Here is a 21,965-nt window from a genome sequence, read left to right as displayed (position 1 = left end):
TGCGTTTTTAAATTTCAGCAAGTTTATTGCTTTTTGACAATAATAGGTAATCGGCTATGACTAAAGCCGCCATCGCTTCCACAATCGGTACAGCCCTAGGAACGACGCAAGGATCGTGACGACCCTTTCCTGAAACTGTTACCGCTTCTCCAGCTTCATTAACCGAATCCTGATCCTGCATAATCGTGGCAACAGGCTTAAATGCCACACGGAAATAAATATCTTCTCCATTCGAGATTCCTCCTTGAATTCCTCCCGAATGATTGGAGGTAGTTCTGATTTGATCCCCTTCTTTCACAAAAGCATCATTGTGCTGACTTCCACGCATGCTCACTCCATCAAAGCCAGAACCGTATTCAAAACCTTTAACGGCATTGATGCTCAACATGGCCTTACCTAACTCGGCATGCAAGCGATCGAAAACAGGCTCACCCAATCCAGGAGGTGTATTTTTGATGACGCAAGTAATAACACCACCAATGGTATCCCGATCTTTCCGAACTGAGTCGATCAATTCAATCATTCGCTCAGCGGTCTCAGGATCAGGACATCGGACAATATTGTCCTCTGTTTTATTCAGATCTAATTCCTGATAGGCCTTTTCCAGTTTCAAACTCCCCACTTGTGAAACAAATGCTTGAACCGATATTCCTTTTTCTTGAAGCAAAAGCTTTGCAATTGCACCTGCTGCCACACGGGCTGCAGTTTCCCGTGCCGAACTTCTACCTCCACCTCGGTAATCCCGGATTCCATACTTTTCAAAGTAGGTGAAATCCGCATGGGAAGGACGGAATTTGTCTGCTATATGGGAATAGTCTTTGCTTTTCTGATCGGCATTGCGAATGACTATACCTATTGGAGTTCCGGTACTTTTTCCTTCAAAAACTCCAGATAAAATTTCTATTTCATCCTCCTCTTTTCGCTGAGTAGTAATCTTTGATTGGCCGGGTTTTCGGCGTTGCATTTCAGACTGAATGAAGGATTCATCGATTGAAAGACCTGCTGGACAGCCTTCTAAAATCACACCCAAAGCAGGGCCATGAGACTCACCAAAAGTGGTGATTTTGAAAAGTTTACCGAATGAATTTCCCATTATTTGTTTCGGATGATAAGTACTGACAAAAGGATCACTGTCAGTAGTAAAAGGATATTGATAGCCGTGCCAAAATAGTATTTATATCGCTCGTTTGAAAACTTATTGTCCTCAGTACCTATCCGATCATAGATTCCTCCCAAGCGCTGATTAGAAATAGCTTGATTGGTTTTGCTTTCTCCAACCACCTGAATTTTTGCAGAAGGGCGCAAGGTATCATAGGCTGCCTGAACCGGATCAAAATAAATCCACTCAAAATGATTTCCAAGGTCAACCTCACCTGGTTCGTTTAACGTGATGTAGTAAGAATACTCTTTAATACCTGAAACACGGCCATATCCCCGATTGATCTGTTGGCGCACATTAGGATCATAAGTATTCAAACTTCCCCCGCTGATTAGTCTTGGTTGGGAGATGGAATTGATATTACCTACTCCGCTAATTCCGAAATTATAATTGAAGCCCTGCCCGGTTTCGACTTCCAGATTCGTGATATTTTCCCTCAACTGGAACTGACCCACAGCTACTTCATTTCGCAAGGGATGAGGAGGAAGCGGCTTCACTTTGACAGTTTTTGGCGAAGAGGAAAAAGTCTTAAAATCTTCCTGCCTATTGGAACCGAAGAAACTCGGGTTTCTTGCCACCCGGTATTTAATCATCTCCCAAGGAATACTTGGAATCTCAATTGTTCCTTCCGAGAAAGGGAAAAAGGTCGCCTCATATACTTTGTAGCGAACCCAACGCTTTCCATTGATGGTGACTTGCTCGGGCTCAATATTCGTGATGTTGTAATTTTCCTCCCATGCCTGGGTAGGTTTGATTTTTTTCAACACATCATCCAACTGCTCTCCTGGTTTGTAGAAATTGAATGGAGCCTGATTGTTTTCAGACATGTAGAAAGCCAAGGCAACTGTAAATCCTTCCCGGGCATAAATTTCCTCTTTATCAACCGTCACCGAGAAAAAAGCCTCATCATCCAATTCAATGTATTCTGGTTCTTCTTGGGTCCTTCCAAAAAATTCGGAGAAAGGATCAAAAAAGCCTCCTCCTGAGCTCTGTTGGTTGCTTACAGCATCTCCGACAGTGATTTCTTTTCCTTGAAAATCAAATTGATTCCCATTAATCGTGATAGAAAAAGCGGGAAGGGTAAAGGTTCCTTTTCGGGTAGGCTTGTAGTATTGAATGATACTATTTGAGCTGGTCACCTGCCCATTGATCACGTTCATGGAAGAGGATTGGGAGATACCCTGTTTCTGAAAACTTGGGATATCCGGGAATTGATCGTAGGACTTGATTTTTTCATTGGCCACACTTATTTTGATGGTGAAAGTTTCATTGAGCCCGATTTGGTCAGGTCCCAATTCCACCTCCACTTGCTGGGCCAACGAAATCCCCGTAAAAAGGGAAAACCAGCATACCAAAATAGAAGTGATCAGCGTTTTAGACATGGTTGCGAAATTAAGGATATTTCAATTTCTCGAACGTCAATTTTACGTAACTATAGGGATATTGTCTCCGTATGGTTACTTAAAATCAGTTAAAATAAACCCTAAACTCAAGATCTTATGATAGAATACGTGAAGACCATTTTGCAAAAGGTGAGCTTCTCGAAGTATCTCTTTGAGAAGGAGCTGAGAAAGGGCCTGAGACTTATTTTACCAAATGAGTTGAAGGAATTTAGAGACTGGTGTTACAAAATGTTCAAAAAGATACATTTAGCCATATTGGATCGGTACTTCCAACCGGCCCTCTAAAATTAAATTCCCGCCTAGCCCGGCGGGATTTTTTTTTGATAAAAAAAAGCGAAGGGCTATCTCCCTCCGCTTATTGTGGTTGATTGGTAGTTTTGTTGATTTAGTCTTTACTTGCAAAATCTGGATAGGCTCTCATACCGTGTTCGTTGATATCTAACCCTTCCACTTCTTCGCGCTCATCCACTCGAATACCAACAGTTTTCTTCAAGGTATAGAAAATCAATCCTGAGAACAGCACACAGAAGAATCCTACAGCCGCTACTCCTAGCAATTGAGAGTAAAACTGACCCCATCCAGCCAAGTCTCCAAATATTCCTACAGCTAATGTTCCCCAAATTCCACCTACTAAGTGTACAGAAATAGCACCAACAGGATCATCAATTTTGACTTTATCAAAGAAGACTACGGCAAATACGATCAAGCCACCAGCAATAAAACCAATGATAGCAGATTCTCCCACTCCCATTTGATCAGCACCTGCTGTGATTCCTACCAAGCCTGCCAAGATCCCATTAAGCACCATGGTTATATCATAGGACTTAAATTTCAGGTAAGAAAAAATCAATGCACCAAAAGCTCCAGCTGAGGCAGCAATGGAAGTGGTAACAAATACTTTGGATACTGCTCCAGGACTCGCACTGAGGACAGAGCCACCATTAAATCCAAACCATCCGAACCATAGAAGAAATACTCCAAAAGTCGCTAGTGGAAGATTATGACCTGGTATGGCGCTCATTCCGCGCTCGGTATATTTCCCAATTCTAGGCCCAAGCAAAAATGCTCCTATTAAGGCTCCCCATCCACCAACTGAATGCACAATTGTGGAACCTGCAAAATCATAAAATGGAGTGTCCAGAGTATTCAAAAATCCTCCACCCCATTTCCACATCCCTACAATAGGGTAACAGATCGCTACATAAAGCACTGAAAAGAAAATGAATGGTCCCAATTTGATTCGCTCAGCTACAGCTCCGGAAACAATCGTAGCTGCAGTAGCCGCAAACATGGCCTGAAAGATAAAATCCGTAAAATAGGTATAGCCTTCATTGTAGTTGGAGCTATCCCAACCTTCCGGCAAGCTGAGTCCAAATCCGGCAAAGCCGAATACGGAACCTTCAAATCCAGCTCCCGGGTACATTAAATTAAATCCTACAAGTGCATAGGTCAAAAGACCAATGGCAGGGATAATGGTATTTTTAAAGAGAATGTTGACAGTATTTTTGGCTCTCGTCAGTCCGGCTTCCAGACTGGCAAAGCCCAAGTGCATAATGAAGACCAGAATCGTGGCCACCATCATCCACAGGTTATTGATGGTAAATAAATCTTGCATAGGTTTGAGAGGTTCTTTTAAAATGAATAAATCAAAGCGCGCTTTCTCCTGTATCGTTGTTTCGGATTCGATAAGCCTCCAATACATCGAAGACAAAGATTTTTCCGTCTCCTATTTCACCGGTTTTTCCTTCGGAGAGAATGCATCGGATGACTGAATCCTTCAATTCATCAGGTACTACAATTTCTAATTTGGTGCGTGGGATGTATGCTGGTTCATAAGCAACTCCACGGTACATTTCCTGACGCGCATGCTCAAAACCCATCCCTTTGATCTCATAAAATGAGAGGAATTTGACTCCCAATCCAGAGAGGCAGGTATGGATTTGTTCGAAGCGGGAGGTTCGAATAATCGCTTCAATTTTTTTCATTTTTACAATAGGTTTTAGGAATCGTTGAGAATTTGGCATGAAAGTAATTCAAAAATTGAACAAAAATCAAAACCTAGTCTAAAAAATATCCTATTTGGAAATATTTTTTGCAAATTTTCCATATTTAAGGGTTTCAAAAGACCCTGAATTCAATTTCAAGACAAGTTTTTTTAAGATTTAGGATAAAAATCACCCCAAATGCTGAAAATTAGATTTTAAACTATCCTTGTGCCCGCCGGCATTTCGATTAATTTTGCAGCGTTTTTATAAGAAATACAGGAACATGACTCAAAAACCAACTTTATTAGTTTTAGCTGCCGGAATGGGAAGCCGCTATGGTGGAAACAAACAAATTGATGGCTTTGGCCCGAATGGGGAGACCATCCTCGAATACTCGATTTTTGATGCCATCCGTGCCGGATTCGGGAAAGTTGTTTTTATCGTTCGTGAAGAAATTATAGATGTAGCCAAAGAAAAATTCCTTCCAAAACTGGAGGGAAAAATTGAAGTGGATTGGGTTATTCAGTCCTTGGATAGCTTTGTGCCTGAAGAATACAAGCAAGCTGATCGTAAAAAGCCTTTTGGAACTGCTCATGCCGTGCTTTGTGCAAAGGATGCTATCAAAGAGCCTTTTGCAGTAATTAATGCTGATGATTTTTATGGAAAGGAAGCATTTGAAGTTTTAGGAAAATTCCTTTCAGCAGAAGTAAAACCAGACCTACATGCCTTGGTGGGTTATGCAATTCAAAATGTGCTTTCTGAAAACGGAACAGTAAGCCGTGGGGTGTGCAAAACCAATGAAAAAGGTCAATTGATTGGAATGACTGAACGTACCTCTATCGCTCGCGAAGGAGACAAAATTGTCAGCCGTGGGGAAGGAGAAGTTATTGAGATTCCAGAAGACACACCTGTGTCCATGAATTTCTGGGGCTTCCATCCAGCAGTTTTTTCAGATATTGAACAGATGTGGATGGAATTTCTTCCAGCCAACCTAGAAAACCTTAAATCAGAGTTTTATATCCCAACTGTCGCAAATAACTTGATTCAATCTGGAAAGGCAGCCTTTGAGATCCTTCCCGGTGGAAAAACTTGGTTTGGAGTGACCTATACTGAAGACAAACCAGTGGTGATTGAAGCTTTGAAAAAATTACATGAAAGCGGAGAATACCCGGAAAATTTGTGGTAATCATTTAAAGAGGCTTCGGCCTCTTTTTTTATTGCTCCGGATTTACTTTTCCATTTTCCACTCCAAAGAAATAAACCTCCGGATCCAGTTGACTCAAGATACCCCGGGATCGCTCCTATAGGACATTGGTGAGAAAGATCTACCTGAAGGTGTGTCGAGGGTAATTTTTTAGACTTGAACGAAAAAATATTTTATATTTTATTCCATTGATTTTCAATGTTTTAAAAAAATTTTTTCGTGAAACTTAAAATTTATTTTTGTTTTTATTTATATTTTTAGTAGGTTAATACCTAAATAAAACATCAAACCTATTTTTTTCGCTGTTTTTTGTTGTCTTAGTTTGTTTAATATAAAATTTTCAAAATCATGAAAACGTTTAATTCTTTGATTTTTTTGCTTCTAACGGGACTTCTAGGTTGTTCCATACATGAAGATAATCATAATGAACTTTCAAATAAAGTCAAATTACTCTCTGAGAGATATGGTTTTAGAGCAGAAAGTGTCAATGATTTTAAAAACCCAGAAAACGAAACAATTCAGTTAACAATAAAAGAATTTGAGTATTTCTTAAAATATCGAAAGCAGACTCACTCTAATATTGAAAAATCTAAAATAGATTTTTCGGAGATAATGAAAATTCTTGAAAGAAATAATATCTCTATTCCCCAACAAACACTTGAGTCTTTTCGGAAAAATTCTAGTACAACTCCAAATAATAAAATTTTATGCCTTCATAATGCCCATACCGTATCTGCTCGTGTACCTGCTATGGTGCTTCCTGGTCAAGATTTAAATGGAGTTAAAATAACTTTAGCTGTTGGAAACGGCAATTTGAATAGTCATTCATTCTCAATGTACGGTATTTATCCTTTCATGGGTGTAAGAGGAACCACTGTTAATCCAGTAAATCCTGATTCTTGGCCCTTAACGAATACCTATGTTTTTCAAGTTGAATATACGGTGACATTTAACCTTTGGATTGATGGTGCACCTTTTACAAATTATGAAACTTACTATATTCGAATGAGGATTGATGGATGTACAGGTTCCGTATCTTGGTTCTATGCCCAACCCTAAAAGGAAATCATTATGGAAAACTATATCGATAGCTACATTTATCTATTCGTTGTATCAATATTTTTTTTGGTACTACTAGCGCTTATTTTGATAATCTTATACAAGGGCTGGAAAATTTTAAAAAAACTGTTTTCTAGTTCATCCAACACTAGCAGAACTAAAGAAAATTCTCATTTCGGTTAAATAAGGCAAGGTATTCGAAAGTTGAAATAATTTGTGGAAATATTAAAAGAGGCTTCGGCCTCTTTTTTTATTGCTCCGGATTTACTTTTCCATTTTCCACTCCAAAGAAATAAACCTCCGAGTCCAACTGGGTTAAAATGGAATGAGAGCGTTCCGGCCGAGCATCCGTCAAAAAAATCTGTCCAAAAGTATGCTTGGAAATTAATTGCATCATCTGAGCGATTCGTGAATCATCCAATTTGTCGAAAATATCATCTAATAAGAGCAAGGGCTTCTCTCCTTTCACCTGCTCGAAGATTTGAAACTGAGCCAGTTTCAGAGCGATGATAAAAGACTTTTGTTGACCCTGGCTTCCGATTTTTCGGATAGGATGTTCACCAATTAGAAAATTGTAATCGTCTTTATGAATACCAGCATTGGAATTCTTAGTGATAAAATCCTTTTTCCGAAGATCCAGAAAGTAATCTGCAAAATCCTCCCTTAAGGCCTCGGTATCATATTGTACACTTACTTTTTCCTGTCCTTGGGAAATCTCCTCATAATGCTCCTGAAGCATAGGAGCCAATTCTGACATCAACTCACTTCGCCTTTTGGCCAACATCTGACTCAGCCGAATCATTTCTTGATCATAGCTTCCCAAAAGAGTCAAATCCCTTCTACCCGTCTCAGCAAACTGCTTTAAAAGTGCATTCCGCTGCTTCAAATAATGATGATATCGAATAAGCTCAGATAAGTAACTTTTATCCATTTGGGACAGCAGTCCATCGAAGAATTTTCGACGGCCTTCACTTCCTCCTTTTATTAATTCAGTATCATCCGGAGCAATTAAAACCAAAGGAATCAGCCCTACATGTTCAGAGGTCTTGTCCAAAGCTTTCCCGTTTTGCCAGATCTGCTTCTTTTTCCCTAACTCAAAGGTACAGCGAACTTCCAGTGGTTTTTGGTTAATCTCAAAAATCCCCTTTATCGCGAAAAAATCATGTTCGTGCTGTACATTAAGGGAATCACTGGACTGAACCGCACTTTTGGTAAGAGAGAGATAATGGATTCCATCAAGGATATTTGTTTTTCCACTTCCATTCAATCCGGTGAAACAATTGATTTGAGGGGAAAAGTCCAGCCGGGTTTTCTCATGGTTTTTGAATTGTAAGAGTTCCAGGGACTTTAGATACATGCGGTTCAGGAATAATTTTGGCGGCAGCCTGATTTTTAGGAGAGGTTGGTTATATTTGGGGCCTAAATTAGCATATTTTGAATTTACGATATGGCAAAGAGAACCACAGCAAATAAGTCCAAAGTAAAGTATTCCAAGGAAACTTACGCCTACTGGTACGAAAGCATGCTTTTGATGAGGAGGTTTGAGGAAAAAGCAGGCCAGCTTTATGGCCAGCAGAAAATCCGTGGCTTTTGCCACCTCTACATCGGACAAGAAGCTTGCGCTGCAGGTGCAATCACTGCCCTAGATAAGGACGACAAATGGATCACAGCATACCGGGATCACGGTCATCCGCTAGGCTTGGGCACAGACCCGGGAGCCATCATGGCTGAATTGTATGGCAAAGCCACTGGTACTACTAAAGGTAAGGGCGGTTCCATGCACATTTTTGATAAAGAGAGAAACTTCATGGGCGGTCACGGCATCGTAGGTGCTCAGGTCCCTATGGGCTTGGGAATTGGCTTTGCTGAAAAATATAAAGGCACGAAAAACCTTTGTATCTGTCACATGGGTGATGGTGCCGTTCGTCAAGGTGCCGTTCACGAAGCTTTCAACTTGGCTATGTTGTACAAGACTCCAGTTATTTTCGTGATCGAAAATAATGGCTATGCTATGGGTACTTCTGTAGCGCGTACTTCAAATGTGACAGAGCTTTACAAAATTGGAGATGCATACGACATGCCTTCCTTCCCCGTGGATGGAATGAATGTGGAAGCTGTTCACGAGGCCGTAGCTGAAGCTGCAGAAAGAGCAAGAAGAGGAGATGGTCCTACCCTATTGGAATTCCGAACTTATCGATACAAAGGACACTCAATGTCTGACCCTCAAAAATACCGAACCAAGGAAGAGGTAGAGGAATACAAGAAGAAAGACCCTATCGAGCAAGTCCTTAAAACTATTCAGGATAATAAAATTTTGACTGAAGAAGAGATCGAGGCAATCAATGCAAAGGTGAAAAAACAAGTAGCTGATGCCGTTAAATTTGCTGAGGAATCTCCTTGGCCTGATGGAATGGATGCCTTCAAGGATGTATATGTCCAAGAAGACTATCCTTTCGTCATGGAATAAGCACAAAATATTGAAGACCCAAAGCCATGATTTCATGTGACTTCATGGCTTTTTTATTGGGCTTTGTGTAAATCATAAAAACTGTATATTTGCGACTCGAAAATTGAGTAACATGGCAACGAAACATTCCAAAAAAGCAGCGCACGATCCTTCAAATGAATTGCTAGAGAACCCTGAGGTTTTAGCAGAGAGACTTGGAAGAGGTGAAGCTTTTTTGAAGAAAAATAGCAAAGTATTGGGAGGAGTCTTGATTGCTGCGATCATTTTGATCGGAGGCATCCTATTCTTCCAAATCAACAATCAAAACCAAAACGACAAGGCACAGTCCGAAATGTTCCAAGCTGTATATTTCTATGAGCAGGACAGTATTGACTTTGCTTTGAACGGCGATGGAATTAATGCGGGATTCTTGCAAATCGTAGATGAATATCCAAATACCGATGCGGCTAACCTAGCCAACTTTTACTTGGGTTCCATCTACCTTTCTGAGAAAAACTACGCAGAAGCAATTAACTATTTGGAGAAGTTTTCTTCTGACGATTACTTGGTTCAAGGAAAAGCTTACTCTTTGTTAGGCGATGCTTACTTAGAAAGTGGTGACCTGGATAAGGCTATCACAAACTATGAAAAAGCAGCTAATTACAACGAAAACAAGTATTTCACTCCTAAGTATTTGTACAAATTAGCCATTGCTTTCGAAGAAGCAGGTCGTATCCAAGACGCAATCGAAGCATATGGTGAAATCGAGGACAACTACTATGAGTCTTACGAGTATTCTTTTGCACGAAAACACAAAGCACGCTTAGAAGGCCTTGCCGCTAAGTAATGCTTGACTATAAGCAATTATTAGAAGAGTAAGGCCCCTCCGGTCTTACTCTTTTTTGTTTAAACCCAAACGAAATCAAACTATGGCTACCTCTAACAAAAGCCTGAGCGAATACAGCTCCAAAAACATCTCCGATATAAGCACCAAAAAATTTGCGATCGTAGTTTCCGAGTGGAATGAGGACGTAACCGAAGCCCTTTATTCCGGAGCCTATCAGACCTTACTTCAGCATGGTGCAAAAAAGGAAAACATCATCCGAAAAAATGTCCCCGGTTCTTTCGAGCTTTCACTTGGGGCACAGTGGTGTGCTCAGGACGAAAGCATCGATGCGGTTATTTGCTTGGGCTGTGTGATTCAAGGCGAAACCCGTCACTTCGACTTCATCTGTGACGCCGTTGCTAATGGAATCACCAATGTGGGTTTGAAGTATAACAAACCAGTCATTTTTGGGGTTTTAACACCCAATAATCAGCAACAAGCCATGGACCGAGCTGGAGGAAAACATGGAAACAAAGGTGACGAAGCTGCTATCACAGCCGTCAAAATGCTCGGATTCTAAGCACTCAAACCAAAAACCTATAGATCATTTATGAAAGTCATGAAATTCGGGGGAACCTCTGTAGGTAAGCCCGAGCGAATGCATCAGGTCAAAGACCTAGTCACTGCTTCAGACGAACCAACCATTGTGGTGCTTTCAGCTCTTTCCGGCACGACCAATGCACTTGTAAGTATTGGAGAAGCACTTGCTGCAGCTGATCGTATCTTGGCAAAAGAGCGAATAGACGCCCTACATGCACATTATTTGGATTTTTATCCACAGCTACTTAAAACTGAAAAAGCTAGAAAGAAAGCAGAAGCTATCATTAAAGAGCATTTTGAGTTTTTGAATATCATCCTCAAGATTTCCTTCAATGAGGCAATCAATCGGGATATTTTGGCTCAGGGAGAATTACTCTCTACCAAATTATTCTACACGCTATTAGAGGAATTGGAAATTCCTGCAGTATTCTTGGTGGCATTGGACTTCATGAGCATTGATGAAAACTCAGAGCCTGAGCTCGGAAAAATTTCTGAAAAACTCAAAGCCATTTTAGCTCAGCACTCGGGAGAAAAACTTTTCATCACTCAGGGTTATATCTGCAAAAATCATCGAAATGAAGTGGATAACCTCAAGCGAGGGGGTTCTGATTATACTGCTTCTCTTATAGCAGCAGCCATCAATGCTTCCGTCTGTGAAATCTGGACAGACATTGACGGCATGCACAATAATGACCCGCGAATCGTGGACAAAACCCGTCCAATCGCAGAGCTTTCATTTGATGAGGCTGCTGAGTTGGCTTATTTCGGGGCAAAAATCCTCCATCCTGCTTCAATCTGGCCAGCACAACAGTACAACGTCCCAGTACGTCTACTGAACACCATGGATCCACAAGCACATGGAACTTTGATCAAAGCCGATGTGGAAACCAAAGGAGTGAAGGCGATTGCTGCAAAAGATGGAATTACTGCAATTAAAATCAAATCCAGCCGAATGCTTTTGGCTTATGGATTCTTGAGAAGGGTTTTCGAAATTTTCGAGAAGTACAAAACCCCAATCGATATGATCACCACCTCTGAGGTGGCTGTTTCTGTTACGATTGACGATACTAGTCACTTGAAGGCTATTATCGAAGAATTGGAAACCTTAGGTTCAGTCGAAGTGGATCAAAACCAAACCATTATTTGCATTGTGGGAAATATGGTTTCGGAAACTCGGGGAGCAATCAAATCTGTTATGGATAGCCTGGTTGATTTTCCTATCCGAATGGTCTCCTACGGAGGAAGTAGACATAATGTCTCTCTATTATTGGATACTAAGTATAAAAAAGACGCCCTCCAACACTTGAATGAAGGGGTATTTAATTGGGATTAAAAAATTGACTAAGGAGCCGGGCTTATTTGCGCGGCTCTTTTTATTAGCCTCTTTCCTGTTATTTTTGCCGCATGTCCAATCACCCTGATAAACCTGGCTTTTTAAAGCGACTCCAAGCCAAATGGAAATTGGACAGCTTGTTTCAGGTAGTCATGGTTCTGATCGTGTTTGCCTGCACAGGTTTTACCATCCTCTTTATCAAAAATCCCATCTTGGATTTTTTTGGAGTAGAAAAAGGAGGTTTTATTAATACAGTCGTTTACCTGCTCCTTGTTCTTCCTCTCTATCAGATTTTTCTTCTGATCTATGGCTTTCTATTTGGTCAGTTTAGATTTTTCTGGGAAAAGGAAAAACAGATAGTTCGTAGAATGATCAAGCCCTTCAAAGGAAAAAAATCGAAATCATAGAACTAAAGCAACCACAATTTCATTTCTTAAATAAATTAATTTTTAACCCCAAATCCATAATATCATGATCAGAAAAGCAACAGCCGTATGGAATGGAAGTGGAAAAGATGGCAAAGGCCACTTGACCACCGCTAGCACAGTCCTCAATCAAACACAATATTCTTTTTCATCTCGATTTGAAGATGGAATCGGAACCAATCCTGAAGAATTAATCGCCGCAGCTCATGCAGGCTGCTTTGCCATGAAATTAAGCTTCAATTTGAGCGGGGAAAACTTTCCTCCACAAGAACTCGATGTCACTAGCCACATCACTTTTGAAGATGGAACTTTGAAGAAATCCCACTTGGTATTAAAAGCTAAGGTGGAGGGAATTAGCGAGGAAAAATTTGCAGAGCTTGTCAAAGATGCTGAGAAAAACTGTCCAATTTCCAAAGCTTTAAACATGGAAATCTCAGTGGAATACACATTGAATTAAGATTAGGAATTTTAACATAACAAAAAGATCCTTCGGGATCTTTTTTTGTTAGAACTTTACAGCAGTCAAATCCGTTAGGAATCTGCTACGACTACTAAACCAACTCACAGATTACCATGAATACCATCTCTGCAAGGCGATTGACCTATGATTCCAATCGTATGATTTTCGCCAAAAACGCACTTTTCGCAATTTTACTTCTTCTCGTGTTTTTCAGTGTAAATGGCTCTCTTTCAATCCAAAACCTGAAAGAGCTATCCATCTATTTCATCTTCACTCCTATTGCTGCAGGGATTTCTGGAATAATTTTCAAAAATACGGTTGGCCTTCGCCAATCTACGGGTTTCAAGAAAATAATGGGTTGGGCAATAGGTTTGCTTGCTTACGGACTGTTTATTCCACTAGCCTTGGCTTTGGGATAAAAATTAATCCACCTCAAAAACCAGCTTCATCGTAATCGAAGCTGTTTTATTTTTTGAACTGGTATTAAAAGCTCCTCCCCAAGAATAATCCTCACCGGAATTTTGACCGGTAATCTGAAAAACCCCCATATTAGCTGAAATCAGACTTCCGAGTTTTGCCCCGGAATTTTCAGCAATTCGTTCGGCACGAATCCGAGCATCTTCCGTAGCCTTGGCAATCATTTCCAATTTCAAAGATTCAAGTTCAGTGTAATAGTAGCGAGGCTGCTGAGAATAAAAAGCTATGCCTTGGTTTAAAAGCTCGGTAATTTCCCGGCTGATTTTCTCGACTTTTTCCACCTCTTGAGATTCGATAACCAAAGACTGATTCAGTTGATATCCTGTAAATGTCTGGCCCATGTAGCGGCCATCATTGGAATAATTTTGATCATAGGTTGGATTAGTGGTGACTGCATTAAAAACCAATTGTTCCTGAGGAATACCTTTCGATACCAAATATTGGGTCACTGCCTCCCTGTCTTTTTCCAAATTGGCATATGCCGATTGAATATTGGCACTGCTTCTACTGAAGTTACCTTCCCAAACGATCAAATCCGAGGTGAAATTTTTCTCACCCAAACCAGTCACATTCACAGTTCCCTGAGGGCGATTTCGATTAATCACTGCATAGCCAAAAATGATGGATGACAGCACAATGGCTATTGCGAAAAGTATTGCATTTGATCTCATGGTCGAAAGAGTTAACTAATTAAAGTTATGGATTTTTTGGAAAGAAAAAGAGGCTGTCCCTAATTGAGCTTTGTCACGTTGAGCGGAGTCGAAACGATGCTAATCAAGCAAAAATAGACTTCGACTTCGCTCAGCCTGACAAAAAAATGGCTTTCGAGACAGCCTCTTTCAAATTCTAAGACATGATAAAATCAATAAACGCGCTGCTTGATCAACTGATCTTTTGGATTCTCCAGATCAATCAAATAGCCATTAACCACAGCATAACGAAGCGTATTTCCATCGGAAAGGAAAAAGGTAGGGTTTGATCCGGTTTTCCATCCAAAAGAAAATTTATCAGTGCTTTGAAGCACTACAATTGGAAGTTGATGCAAATCTCCAGCTTGGCCATTTTTTACTTTTACAGCAATATAGCCTGACCTCAATAATTCCATCGTTTTATCAACAGTGATTTCATCTACAGATTCAAAAGCCTGTTCATACACTTTCCCTTCTGTAAACTTCAAGCCAGTTGCGTCCAGTTCTTCCAAACCAAAATAAACCTGCATATCACCCAAATCTTCAACATTCCCTGTGACAGAATAAGTCGGACCGGCATTGGATTCCCTCCTTCTAATGGCAATGTCCACTGGATACAACGATCCCTCCACTGGAACTTGAACTTCCTGTAAAATCAAATCCATCAATTGGAAGCCATTATCTGGTATCTCAAAATATTGATCCACAGTGTAGGCTTCATAACCCTTTTTGGCAATCTGATGAAGGGCATTTAGGATGATCATGAAATTGAGCTTGCGGATATATTGCTTCTCAGGATCTCCATTATAACCTCCTGACTCAATCAAAATCGTACTTGTACCCCATTTTTGAATATTGTCACCAAAAGCTCGTGGCTCAAATCCATCGTCATATTTCCCAACCTGTCCCGGAATCAATTGCTGAAGCACTTCATTCATTCCCACGATGGTCTTCATCGCACGGCCACGTACTTCATTGATATCCCGCTCATAATTGTATCCAGGTGCCAAAACAGAGATAGTTGCCTGTTTAGGTGTGTTTTCCACATTATAATAAATCTGCTGATCATGGAGATTGAATCCGAATTCTGGCTCAAAAGAATCCCGAGCTCCCTTTAAAATAACAGCCTCTGGTGAAATCTGGGAAATCGCATCTCGATTGAGGTCGATATCCAATGCATTTCTCCGCTTGAAAGCTTCGGCCCCATCGGGATTGATCATAGGAATAAATTTGATTTTCAGATTCTCCATTAAGGTCTGCCGAATTGGATCAAATTCATCTCCTGAAGCTTTCAAAAAATTGAATAAATCAAACAAGGCCATGGTAGCTGTACTTTCATTCCCATGCATCTGAGACCAAAGCATCACTTTGGTTTCTCCTTGTCCCCAGTCTAAGGAAGAAATACTTCTTCCCTCCACAGAGTTTCCTAGCACTGCAATTTCAAAGGCATCAGAATGCTTTTGAATGAGAGGCTGCAAATCTTCATGCTTGAAGCGACGATGAGTAATTGCCCCTTCCAAAAACTGTTCATGAGCATTTTGAAGCGTTTCTAATGGAATAGATTCCGGTGATGTTTTGCTTGCTTGGTCGCATCCATAAGCGAAAAACAAAAACAATAAGAAAAGACTAGAAATTGATCTTTTATTTAACTTCATCTTTTGAAAATCAATAGTGTGGTTTCGAGTAAAACTACGCAAATCACCAGAAAAAAACAGCCAAACTCCCAATATCCCAGCGACTATTCTATGAAGCTATCATATCAGGTCTATGACCTTCCTTTGAAACACAGATTTACCATTGCGCACCAAAGCCGAGAAGTACAAGACACCCTGATTGTGAAATTGGAAGAAGACGGAATGGAAGGTTTAGGCGAAGCAACCAGCAATCCCTATTACGGGGTAACTGTCGAAGGAATGCAAGAAAGCTTGGAAAAATTCAGGCCCATAGTTGAAGGGATAAATTGGAATCACCCCTCCGAACTTTGGGAACATGGGAAAGCTCATTTTAAGGAGGATGCTTTTGCCCAATGTGCCTTGGATATGGCAGCTTGGGATCTTTTTGCCAAAAAGCAAGGCAAAAAACTCTACGAAGTTTTGGGCTTGAATCCGGAACGAATTCCTATCAGCAATTATACCATTGGGATTGATACGGTAGAAAAAATGGTTGCCAAAATGAAGGAAGTGGATTGGTCAATTTATAAGATCAAATTGGGAACTGACAATGACTTGGATATTGTCCGGGCTCTTCGAAATGAAACTGACGCTGTATTCCGAATTGATGCCAATTGTGCTTGGACTGCTGAGCAGGCAATTCGAAACTCAGAAGAACTCGCCAAGCTTGGAGTAGAATTTATGGAACAACCTCTTCCTAGAGAAGATTGGGAAGGAATGAAAGAAGTATACCAACATTCCAAACTTCCTGTCATGGCAGATGAAAGTTGTATGGTAGAATCAGATGTGAAACGGTGCCATGGCTTATTTCATGCCATCAACGTGAAATTGGTAAAAGCTGGCGGGATTACCCCTGGACTTCGAATGATTCAGGAAGCAAAATCCCTTGGAATGAAAACCATGGTTGGTTGTATGACAGAATCATCCGTGGGAATCTCTGCCATTGCACATTTAGCTCCTTTGTTGGATTATGTGGATATGGATGGAGCACTTTTGCTGGCTAAAGATCCTGCCGAAGGCGTAATAGTCACTTCCTCCGGAGTAGAATTTCCAAACCGATCTGGAATTGGTGCCATTTTAAAATAAAAAAGCCGGACAAAAGTCCGGCGAAAATCAATCTTCTGTTACAATCAGCTTAAAGCCTTCTCCGTGTACAGTGATGATTTGAACCTTTGGGTCATCCTTGAGGATTTTTCGAATCTTACTCAGGTACACATCCATGCTTCGGGCATTGAAATAGCTGTCGTCTCCCCAGATTTGCTTCAGCGCATGACTTCGATTTACCAATCGATTCATTTCTGAAGCCAAAAGACGTAGCAATTCATTTTCCTTAGAAGTCAACTTATGAGGTCCTTTTGGTCCTTCCAATAACTGCTTATCATAATGCAATTCAAAACCGCCAAACTTATAAACTTTCAAAGGCGCAGTCTCCTGACCTTTTTGTGTTCTTCTTAGAATGGCATTGACCCGAAGGAGAAGTTCCTCCATGCTAAACGGTTTGGTCAAATAATCGTCAGCTCCGATTTTTAGACCTTCGATGACATCTTCTTTTTGGTTTTTGGCAGTCAGAAAAAGGATAGGTAAATCTTCCTGAACCTTCTTTATCTCCTTTGCGAGGGTAAAACCATCCTTCTTTGGCATCATGATATCCAAAAGACACAGGTCGTATTTGTCTTTTTTAAACTTGCTCCAACCTTCTTCCCCATCACGGCAAAGAGTAGGCTCGTAGCCTTTCATTTCTAAATATTCCTTTAAGATATCACCCAAATTAGGGTCATCTTCTACGACTAATAATCTTGCTTTGCTCATTTTCTTTTTGGTAAGTTAATGGTAAAGGTACTTCCTTTCCCAAGTTCACTTTTGACGGAAATTCCGCCTTTATGGGCCTCTAGCATAGTTTTGACATAGGAAAGACCCAAGCCAAAGCCTTTTACATCATGAAGGTTTCCGGTAGGAACTCGGTAGAATTTATCGAAAATTTTCCGCTGCGCATCCTTGCTAAGGCCGATCCCCTGATCCTGTATACTTATCAAAATCTGGTCCTCTTCTTCCCAAGCCCGAACGGTAATCATTGGTTTTTCTGGCGAATACTTATTGGCATTATCCAATAGGTTATTGAAAATATGGCTTATGTGAAAACGGTCTGCTTGAATCACTGGATGCTGAAGTTCATTTTCAAAAACCAATTCACCTTCTCTTTTTTCAATTTGCAAACTGAAATGATCTACCGCATCATCCAATAACTCTGAAAGATTAACTTCCTCCAGTTTAAGTTTGAAATCCTGTTTATCTAGTGCAGCAGCCTGCAGTACATTTTCAACCTGTGCGACCAAACGCTTATTTTCATCTTTAATGATCCCCAGATATCGGTCTCTGAATTTATCCTGGGTGGAAAGTTCAGGATCCTGCAATGCCTCCACCGCCAAACTCACCGTCGCAAGAGGAGTCTTGAACTCATGGGTCATATTGTTGATAAAATCATTCTTGGTGTCGGAAAGAGCCTTCTGCTTAAAAATCACACGAATTGCATAAATAAAACACCAGATAATCACTCCAATAAAAAGGATTGAGGAGCTAATAGGCAACCAAACTTGGCGGATCACATGCTGTGTCTTTTCAGGGAAAAAGATGTACAGATAGTTTTCCTTGCCCAAAATATCCCGTGGGAAAAGCTTGGCCTGCGTTCCATATTGTACCAATCGAAATGGTTGATCCACTTTCCCAATAGGCATCAAAAGCCCATCATCTTGAAGAATCCCCAACTCAAAATCCTCCATAATTCCCCGCTCAAGCAGGTTACTTTTCACCAGTTTCCGCACATTGGTCGTATCGAGCCTTTCCAAAATTTCCTTTTGCCCCTCTGCCATTTCTTCCCATGCCTTATTCATAAGATCAATCTTCAAGTTGGCACGACGAATTTTGTCAATGGCTTCCGGAGAAATTGCTGGTTCATATTCGACAATATTATTAGGAAGTACTCCTGTCCCTCTTGAAAAGGAAAAAACCTCTACTCTACTCAAATACTCTAGTTGCCGTTCCTTTTCCTCCAAAAGAATAGCCATCTCATCAGGGGTGAAAATGGAAGACGCCACCTCGGGAGTCATATAGGCAAAAAATTGCTCCAACTCCTCCAATAAACTCAGATCAATTCCTCGAACTTCAAGCATTCGCTTAAATCGCGTACTCACTTGAGGAACTGATGCAATTTGGAGTGTGTCTACAATGGAAGTACTTGGGCGGATTCGTGGTTTGGGTCTGATTTCATCTATATTGATAGGCTCGATTTTTTCAAATAGCGACTCCTGAAGGACTGGGTCACGCATCAATTGCCCCAATAAAAAATCACTGGTTTCTCCTTTTTCGATTTGATCTACAGCACCTGCTAATGCCTGATACACTTCTTGGTCAAATCGCTCCTGATTAATCCTAATGGCATTGCTCACCCAATAATATTGAAAGCCCATAAGCCCCAAACTGGCCACGGACATTAACACAATAATCAGGGTGATTTTATTTTTGGACATAGTACAAATTTACGCCCTTTGAAAAGGGAGGGTTAATACTTAACAATATTTAACCGGCAGACAATCAAGGACAAGTCTTTTTCGAAATCAATTTGGAAAATCCAGCGGGGAAAAGCCTTGAATCATTCGTTGCTTGGATGGATGATCCCTATCTTTGGGGGCAAATTTCAGACCATGAATTTAAACCAACATCCTTCCGAGATTCAGGGAGTAAGCCTAGAGTCTATCGCTAGAGAATTCGGGCTGCCACTTTATGTTTATGATGGAGAAAAAATCGTCAGTCAAATCCGCTCTATCCAAGAGGCCTTTTCTGATGTTCCTTTAAAGATTAAATATGCTACTAAGGCCCTTTCCAATATTTCTATATTAAAACTGATCAGAAATGCCGGAGCTGGGATTGATGCCGTGTCCATTGAGGAAGTAAAACTTGGGATAATGGCGGGTTTTGACCCGGTAGAGATTATGTACACTCCAAGTGGGGTTTCATTTTCTGAAATTGAGGAAGCGGTAAAATTAGGGGTGATGGTCAATTTGGACAGCATCCCTTTGATGAAGCAATTTGGGAAGCAATACGGAAATCAAGTTCCAGCTTGCATTCGAATCAATCCACACATTCTGGCTGGAGGAAATGCTAAAATTTCAGTTGGGCACAAACACAGTAAGTTTGGAATTTCTATTGAACAGCTTCCGGAAATCATTGCTACAGTTGCTGCTTATGACCTGAATATCGCGGGACTTCATGTACATACGGGTTCCGATATTTTGGATGCCGAGATTTTCCTTAGGGGTGCGAATGTGCTATTTGAAGCTGCAAAAAATTTCCCTGATCTACGATTTATCGATTGTGGTGGAGGATTCAAGGTTGCTTACAAAGCAGGAGATCCAGCTACGGATATTCGGGAGGTTGGAGATAAGGTTTCTAAAGCCTTTCAGGATTTTTGTAAGGAGTATGGGCGCTCCTTAGAGCTTTGGTTGGAGCCTGGTAAATTTTTGGTAAGTGAGGCAGGGTACTTCTTGGTAGAGGCGAATGTTGTCAAGGAAACCCCCACCATCACCTTCGTAGGAGTGGACTCTGGATTAAATCATTTAATCCGTCCTATGCTCTATGATGCTTATCACGATGTTTATAATCTGAGCAATCCAAAAGGTGGAAATCAATCTTATCATGTGGTTGGCTACATCTGTGAAACAGACACGCTTGCTGCTGATCGGGTTTTGCCTGAGGTTCGGCAAGGGGATATACTCGTAATCAAGAATGCTGGTGCCTATGGATTTAGCATGGCATCCAATTACAATTCAAGACTTCGACCTGCTGAGGTATTGGTATGGAATGGAAAAGCACACCTAATCAGAAAGCGTGAAAGCTTTGAAGATTTAGTGAAGAATCAAGTGCAGCTGGAGTTTTAGGCAAAATGCCCAATAAACGTCGCTTTGGTATAGTTATTGAATAAAAGAACCACAACATTTAGTAAAAGTCAAGAAACAAATCTGATTGATCGCCCCAATCATAAGCCCTAGTAGTTTCTAGTCTTTGTGGAATTTAATTTGGCTTGATTATCAGGCAACTATACCTTTGTCAAAGAGGGGAAAGTTATGTTGAAGAAAATTTTTGGAGCGGTTGTATTGATAGGGCTTAGCTTTTTTAGCAAAGCTCAGGATGTACAATATTCTCAATTTTATGCTGCCCCACTTTACCTCAACCCCGCCCTTACAGGTGCATCCGAACTCACACGAATTGGTGTAAATTACCGAAATCAATGGCCTGGATTGGACCACAGCTTCAATTCCTATTCCTTTTATATAGACCATTACGTATTTGATTACAATTCTGGAATTGGGTTGATATTCAACGGAAATCGCGAAAGCATGGCCAATCTCGCCACCAATGAAGTCGGCCTTTCCTACGCATATAAACTCCAACTTGGTGAGGACACCTTCTTTCGATTGGGAGGACAGGCCAGTTATATGCAGCGGGATGCTTTTTTCTCGGACTTGGTTTTTGGAACACAGATTGACATCATCAATGGAAATATCGGGGTGATTACAGATGAATTAGATGGAATTCCAATTGATAGCCGATACAGCTTTTTTGACTTTGCGGTTGGGGGTATGTTCTATACCAAAAACTTCTGGCTTGGAGCCTCAGCCCACCACTTGGGAGAACCCAATGTAAGTTTTGTTGAGGGGCAGATTTCAGAGCTACCCATGAAAATTTCAGCTCAAGGGGGAGTTAAATTTGACCTTACAGGAGGCCGAAGAGATTATTTCACCCACGCTTATCAGGAACGGGCAATTTCCTTCGCCTTCAATTACAAACAACAAGACCCCTTTAATCAGCTAGATATTGGAACACAGCTCTACCTGGATCCTTTAGTATTAGGTCTATGGTACCGAGGCTTACCGACCAAAAATTCACTTCCGAATAATGAAGCTGTTATTGCCTTGGTAGGTGTCTCACTTCCTACCGGATTGGATATAGGTTACTCCTTTGATTATACCGTTTCCAAACTTGGAATGCGGAACTCAGGAGGGGCTCATGAGATCTCTGTGACCTATCGATTCTTATGGGGAGACCCAAAAAGCAGAAATCAAAGAGCTCGGACAATCCCTTGTTTCCGCTATTAATTTGGCAAAATCGACTCCTCACAGAAAAAAATTTTAAAATTTTTTCAAATTTTTATTCAGGCCTGATTTTCAGGCCTTTT

Annotated in this window: 21 protein-coding genes; 12 read left to right on the top strand and 9 right to left on the bottom strand. The window is 40.8% G+C overall.

Features of this window, described 5'->3' with window-relative positions:
- Positions 1–7: 7 nt before the first annotated feature.
- The 4 genes from aroC to E4S40_RS06500 form a co-directional block, all read right to left on the bottom strand.
- Positions 8–1,093, bottom strand: coding sequence for a chorismate synthase (gene aroC / locus E4S40_RS06520; RefSeq protein WP_135072398.1), 1,086 nt, complete (start codon positions 1,091–1,093; stop codon positions 8–10).
- The gene (locus E4S40_RS06515) at positions 1,093–2,541 is read right to left on the bottom strand and encodes a BatD family protein (protein ID WP_135072396.1); all 1,449 of its coding nucleotides are present in this window, start codon (positions 2,539–2,541) and stop codon (positions 1,093–1,095) included. Before E4S40_RS06515 ends, aroC begins: the two co-directional genes overlap by 1 nt.
- Positions 2,542–2,947: 406 nt before the next feature.
- Complete coding sequence (locus tag E4S40_RS06505; RefSeq protein WP_135072392.1) at positions 2,948–4,177, bottom strand: ammonium transporter; 1,230 nt, start codon at positions 4,175–4,177, stop codon at positions 2,948–2,950.
- A gap of 31 nt (positions 4,178–4,208) precedes the next feature.
- Complete coding sequence (locus E4S40_RS06500) at positions 4,209–4,547, bottom strand: P-II family nitrogen regulator (RefSeq protein WP_135072390.1); 339 nt, start codon at positions 4,545–4,547, stop codon at positions 4,209–4,211.
- Between the two features lie 283 nt (positions 4,548–4,830).
- Here E4S40_RS06500 and E4S40_RS06495 point away from each other — a divergent pair, with 283 nt between their 5' ends.
- Both E4S40_RS06495 and E4S40_RS06490 read left to right on the top strand, forming a co-directional pair.
- Complete coding sequence (locus E4S40_RS06495; RefSeq protein ID WP_135072388.1) at positions 4,831–5,733, top strand: nucleotidyltransferase family protein; 903 nt, start codon at positions 4,831–4,833, stop codon at positions 5,731–5,733.
- A gap of 366 nt (positions 5,734–6,099) precedes the next feature.
- Positions 6,100–6,810: a hypothetical protein gene (locus E4S40_RS06490; RefSeq protein ID WP_135072386.1), complete on the top strand. Its 711-nt coding sequence runs from the start codon at positions 6,100–6,102 to the stop codon at positions 6,808–6,810.
- Positions 6,811–7,060: 250 nt separating this feature from the next.
- On the opposite strand, the gene recF is transcribed toward E4S40_RS06490, so the two are convergent.
- On the bottom strand, positions 7,061–8,167 hold the full coding sequence (gene recF / locus E4S40_RS06485) for a DNA replication/repair protein RecF (protein WP_135072384.1): 1,107 nt from the start codon (positions 8,165–8,167) through the stop codon (positions 7,061–7,063).
- 90 nt (positions 8,168–8,257) lie between these two features.
- Here recF and pdhA point away from each other — a divergent pair, with 90 nt between their 5' ends.
- From pdhA to E4S40_RS06450, 7 genes are all read left to right on the top strand, one after another.
- A complete protein-coding gene (pdhA, locus tag E4S40_RS06480) occupies positions 8,258–9,277 on the top strand; it encodes a pyruvate dehydrogenase (acetyl-transferring) E1 component subunit alpha (protein WP_135072382.1) in 1,020 nt (339 codons plus the stop codon).
- Positions 9,278–9,389: 112 nt separating this feature from the next.
- Positions 9,390–10,103, top strand: a complete 714-nt coding sequence (locus E4S40_RS06475; RefSeq protein WP_135072380.1) for a tetratricopeptide repeat protein — start codon at positions 9,390–9,392, stop codon at positions 10,101–10,103.
- Between the two features lie 82 nt (positions 10,104–10,185).
- Positions 10,186–10,662 (top strand): 6,7-dimethyl-8-ribityllumazine synthase, encoded by a 477-nt coding sequence (ribH, locus tag E4S40_RS06470; RefSeq protein WP_135072378.1) that lies wholly within the window; start codon positions 10,186–10,188, stop codon positions 10,660–10,662.
- A gap of 30 nt (positions 10,663–10,692) precedes the next feature.
- Positions 10,693–12,015, top strand: coding sequence for an aspartate kinase (locus E4S40_RS06465; protein ID WP_135072376.1), 1,323 nt, complete (start codon positions 10,693–10,695; stop codon positions 12,013–12,015).
- Between the two features lie 71 nt (positions 12,016–12,086).
- Positions 12,087–12,422 (top strand): DUF6787 family protein, encoded by a 336-nt coding sequence (locus E4S40_RS06460; RefSeq protein WP_135072374.1) that lies wholly within the window; start codon positions 12,087–12,089, stop codon positions 12,420–12,422.
- Between the two features lie 64 nt (positions 12,423–12,486).
- Entirely contained in the window at positions 12,487–12,897 is a 411-nt protein-coding gene (locus E4S40_RS06455) for an OsmC family protein (protein WP_135072372.1), read from the top strand.
- A gap of 116 nt (positions 12,898–13,013) precedes the next feature.
- Positions 13,014–13,319 carry a hypothetical protein gene (locus E4S40_RS06450; protein WP_135072370.1) on the top strand — a complete coding sequence of 102 codons (306 nt, stop codon included), beginning with the start codon at positions 13,014–13,016 and terminating at the stop codon, positions 13,317–13,319.
- A gap of 3 nt (positions 13,320–13,322) precedes the next feature.
- On the opposite strand, the gene E4S40_RS06445 is transcribed toward E4S40_RS06450, so the two are convergent.
- Positions 13,323–14,048, bottom strand: coding sequence for an SIMPL domain-containing protein (locus E4S40_RS06445; protein WP_135072368.1), 726 nt, complete (start codon positions 14,046–14,048; stop codon positions 13,323–13,325).
- 191 nt (positions 14,049–14,239) lie between these two features.
- The gene (locus tag E4S40_RS06440; protein WP_135072366.1) at positions 14,240–15,721 is read right to left on the bottom strand and encodes a M14 family zinc carboxypeptidase; all 1,482 of its coding nucleotides are present in this window, start codon (positions 15,719–15,721) and stop codon (positions 14,240–14,242) included.
- A 90-nt stretch (positions 15,722–15,811) separates the two neighbouring features.
- Here E4S40_RS06440 and E4S40_RS06435 point away from each other — a divergent pair, with 90 nt between their 5' ends.
- On the top strand, positions 15,812–16,822 hold the full coding sequence (locus tag E4S40_RS06435) for a dipeptide epimerase (protein ID WP_135072364.1): 1,011 nt from the start codon (positions 15,812–15,814) through the stop codon (positions 16,820–16,822).
- Positions 16,823–16,849: 27 nt separating this feature from the next.
- Here E4S40_RS06435 and E4S40_RS06430 read toward each other — a convergent pair whose 3' ends face one another.
- Positions 16,850–17,545 (bottom strand): response regulator transcription factor, encoded by a 696-nt coding sequence (locus tag E4S40_RS06430; RefSeq protein ID WP_135072362.1) that lies wholly within the window; start codon positions 17,543–17,545, stop codon positions 16,850–16,852.
- A complete protein-coding gene (locus E4S40_RS06425; RefSeq protein WP_202615343.1) occupies positions 17,542–19,260 on the bottom strand; it encodes a sensor histidine kinase in 1,719 nt (572 codons plus the stop codon). The genes E4S40_RS06430 and E4S40_RS06425 overlap by 4 nt, the downstream gene beginning before the upstream one ends.
- A gap of 174 nt (positions 19,261–19,434) precedes the next feature.
- Between E4S40_RS06425 and lysA the strand changes: the two genes are divergently transcribed.
- Positions 19,435–20,667, top strand: coding sequence for a diaminopimelate decarboxylase (gene lysA / locus E4S40_RS06420; RefSeq protein ID WP_135072360.1), 1,233 nt, complete (start codon positions 19,435–19,437; stop codon positions 20,665–20,667).
- A gap of 186 nt (positions 20,668–20,853) precedes the next feature.
- Positions 20,854–21,885, top strand: coding sequence for a PorP/SprF family type IX secretion system membrane protein (locus E4S40_RS06415; RefSeq protein WP_135072358.1), 1,032 nt, complete (start codon positions 20,854–20,856; stop codon positions 21,883–21,885).
- The last annotated feature ends 80 nt before the right edge of the window (positions 21,886–21,965 follow it).

Source organism: Algoriphagus kandeliae (genome assembly GCF_004571135.1).
Classification (GTDB): domain Bacteria; phylum Bacteroidota; class Bacteroidia; order Cytophagales; family Cyclobacteriaceae; genus Algoriphagus; species Algoriphagus kandeliae.
The sequence above is the reverse complement of the archived record's forward strand: the minus strand, read 5'-3'. Positions and strand labels throughout refer to the sequence as shown.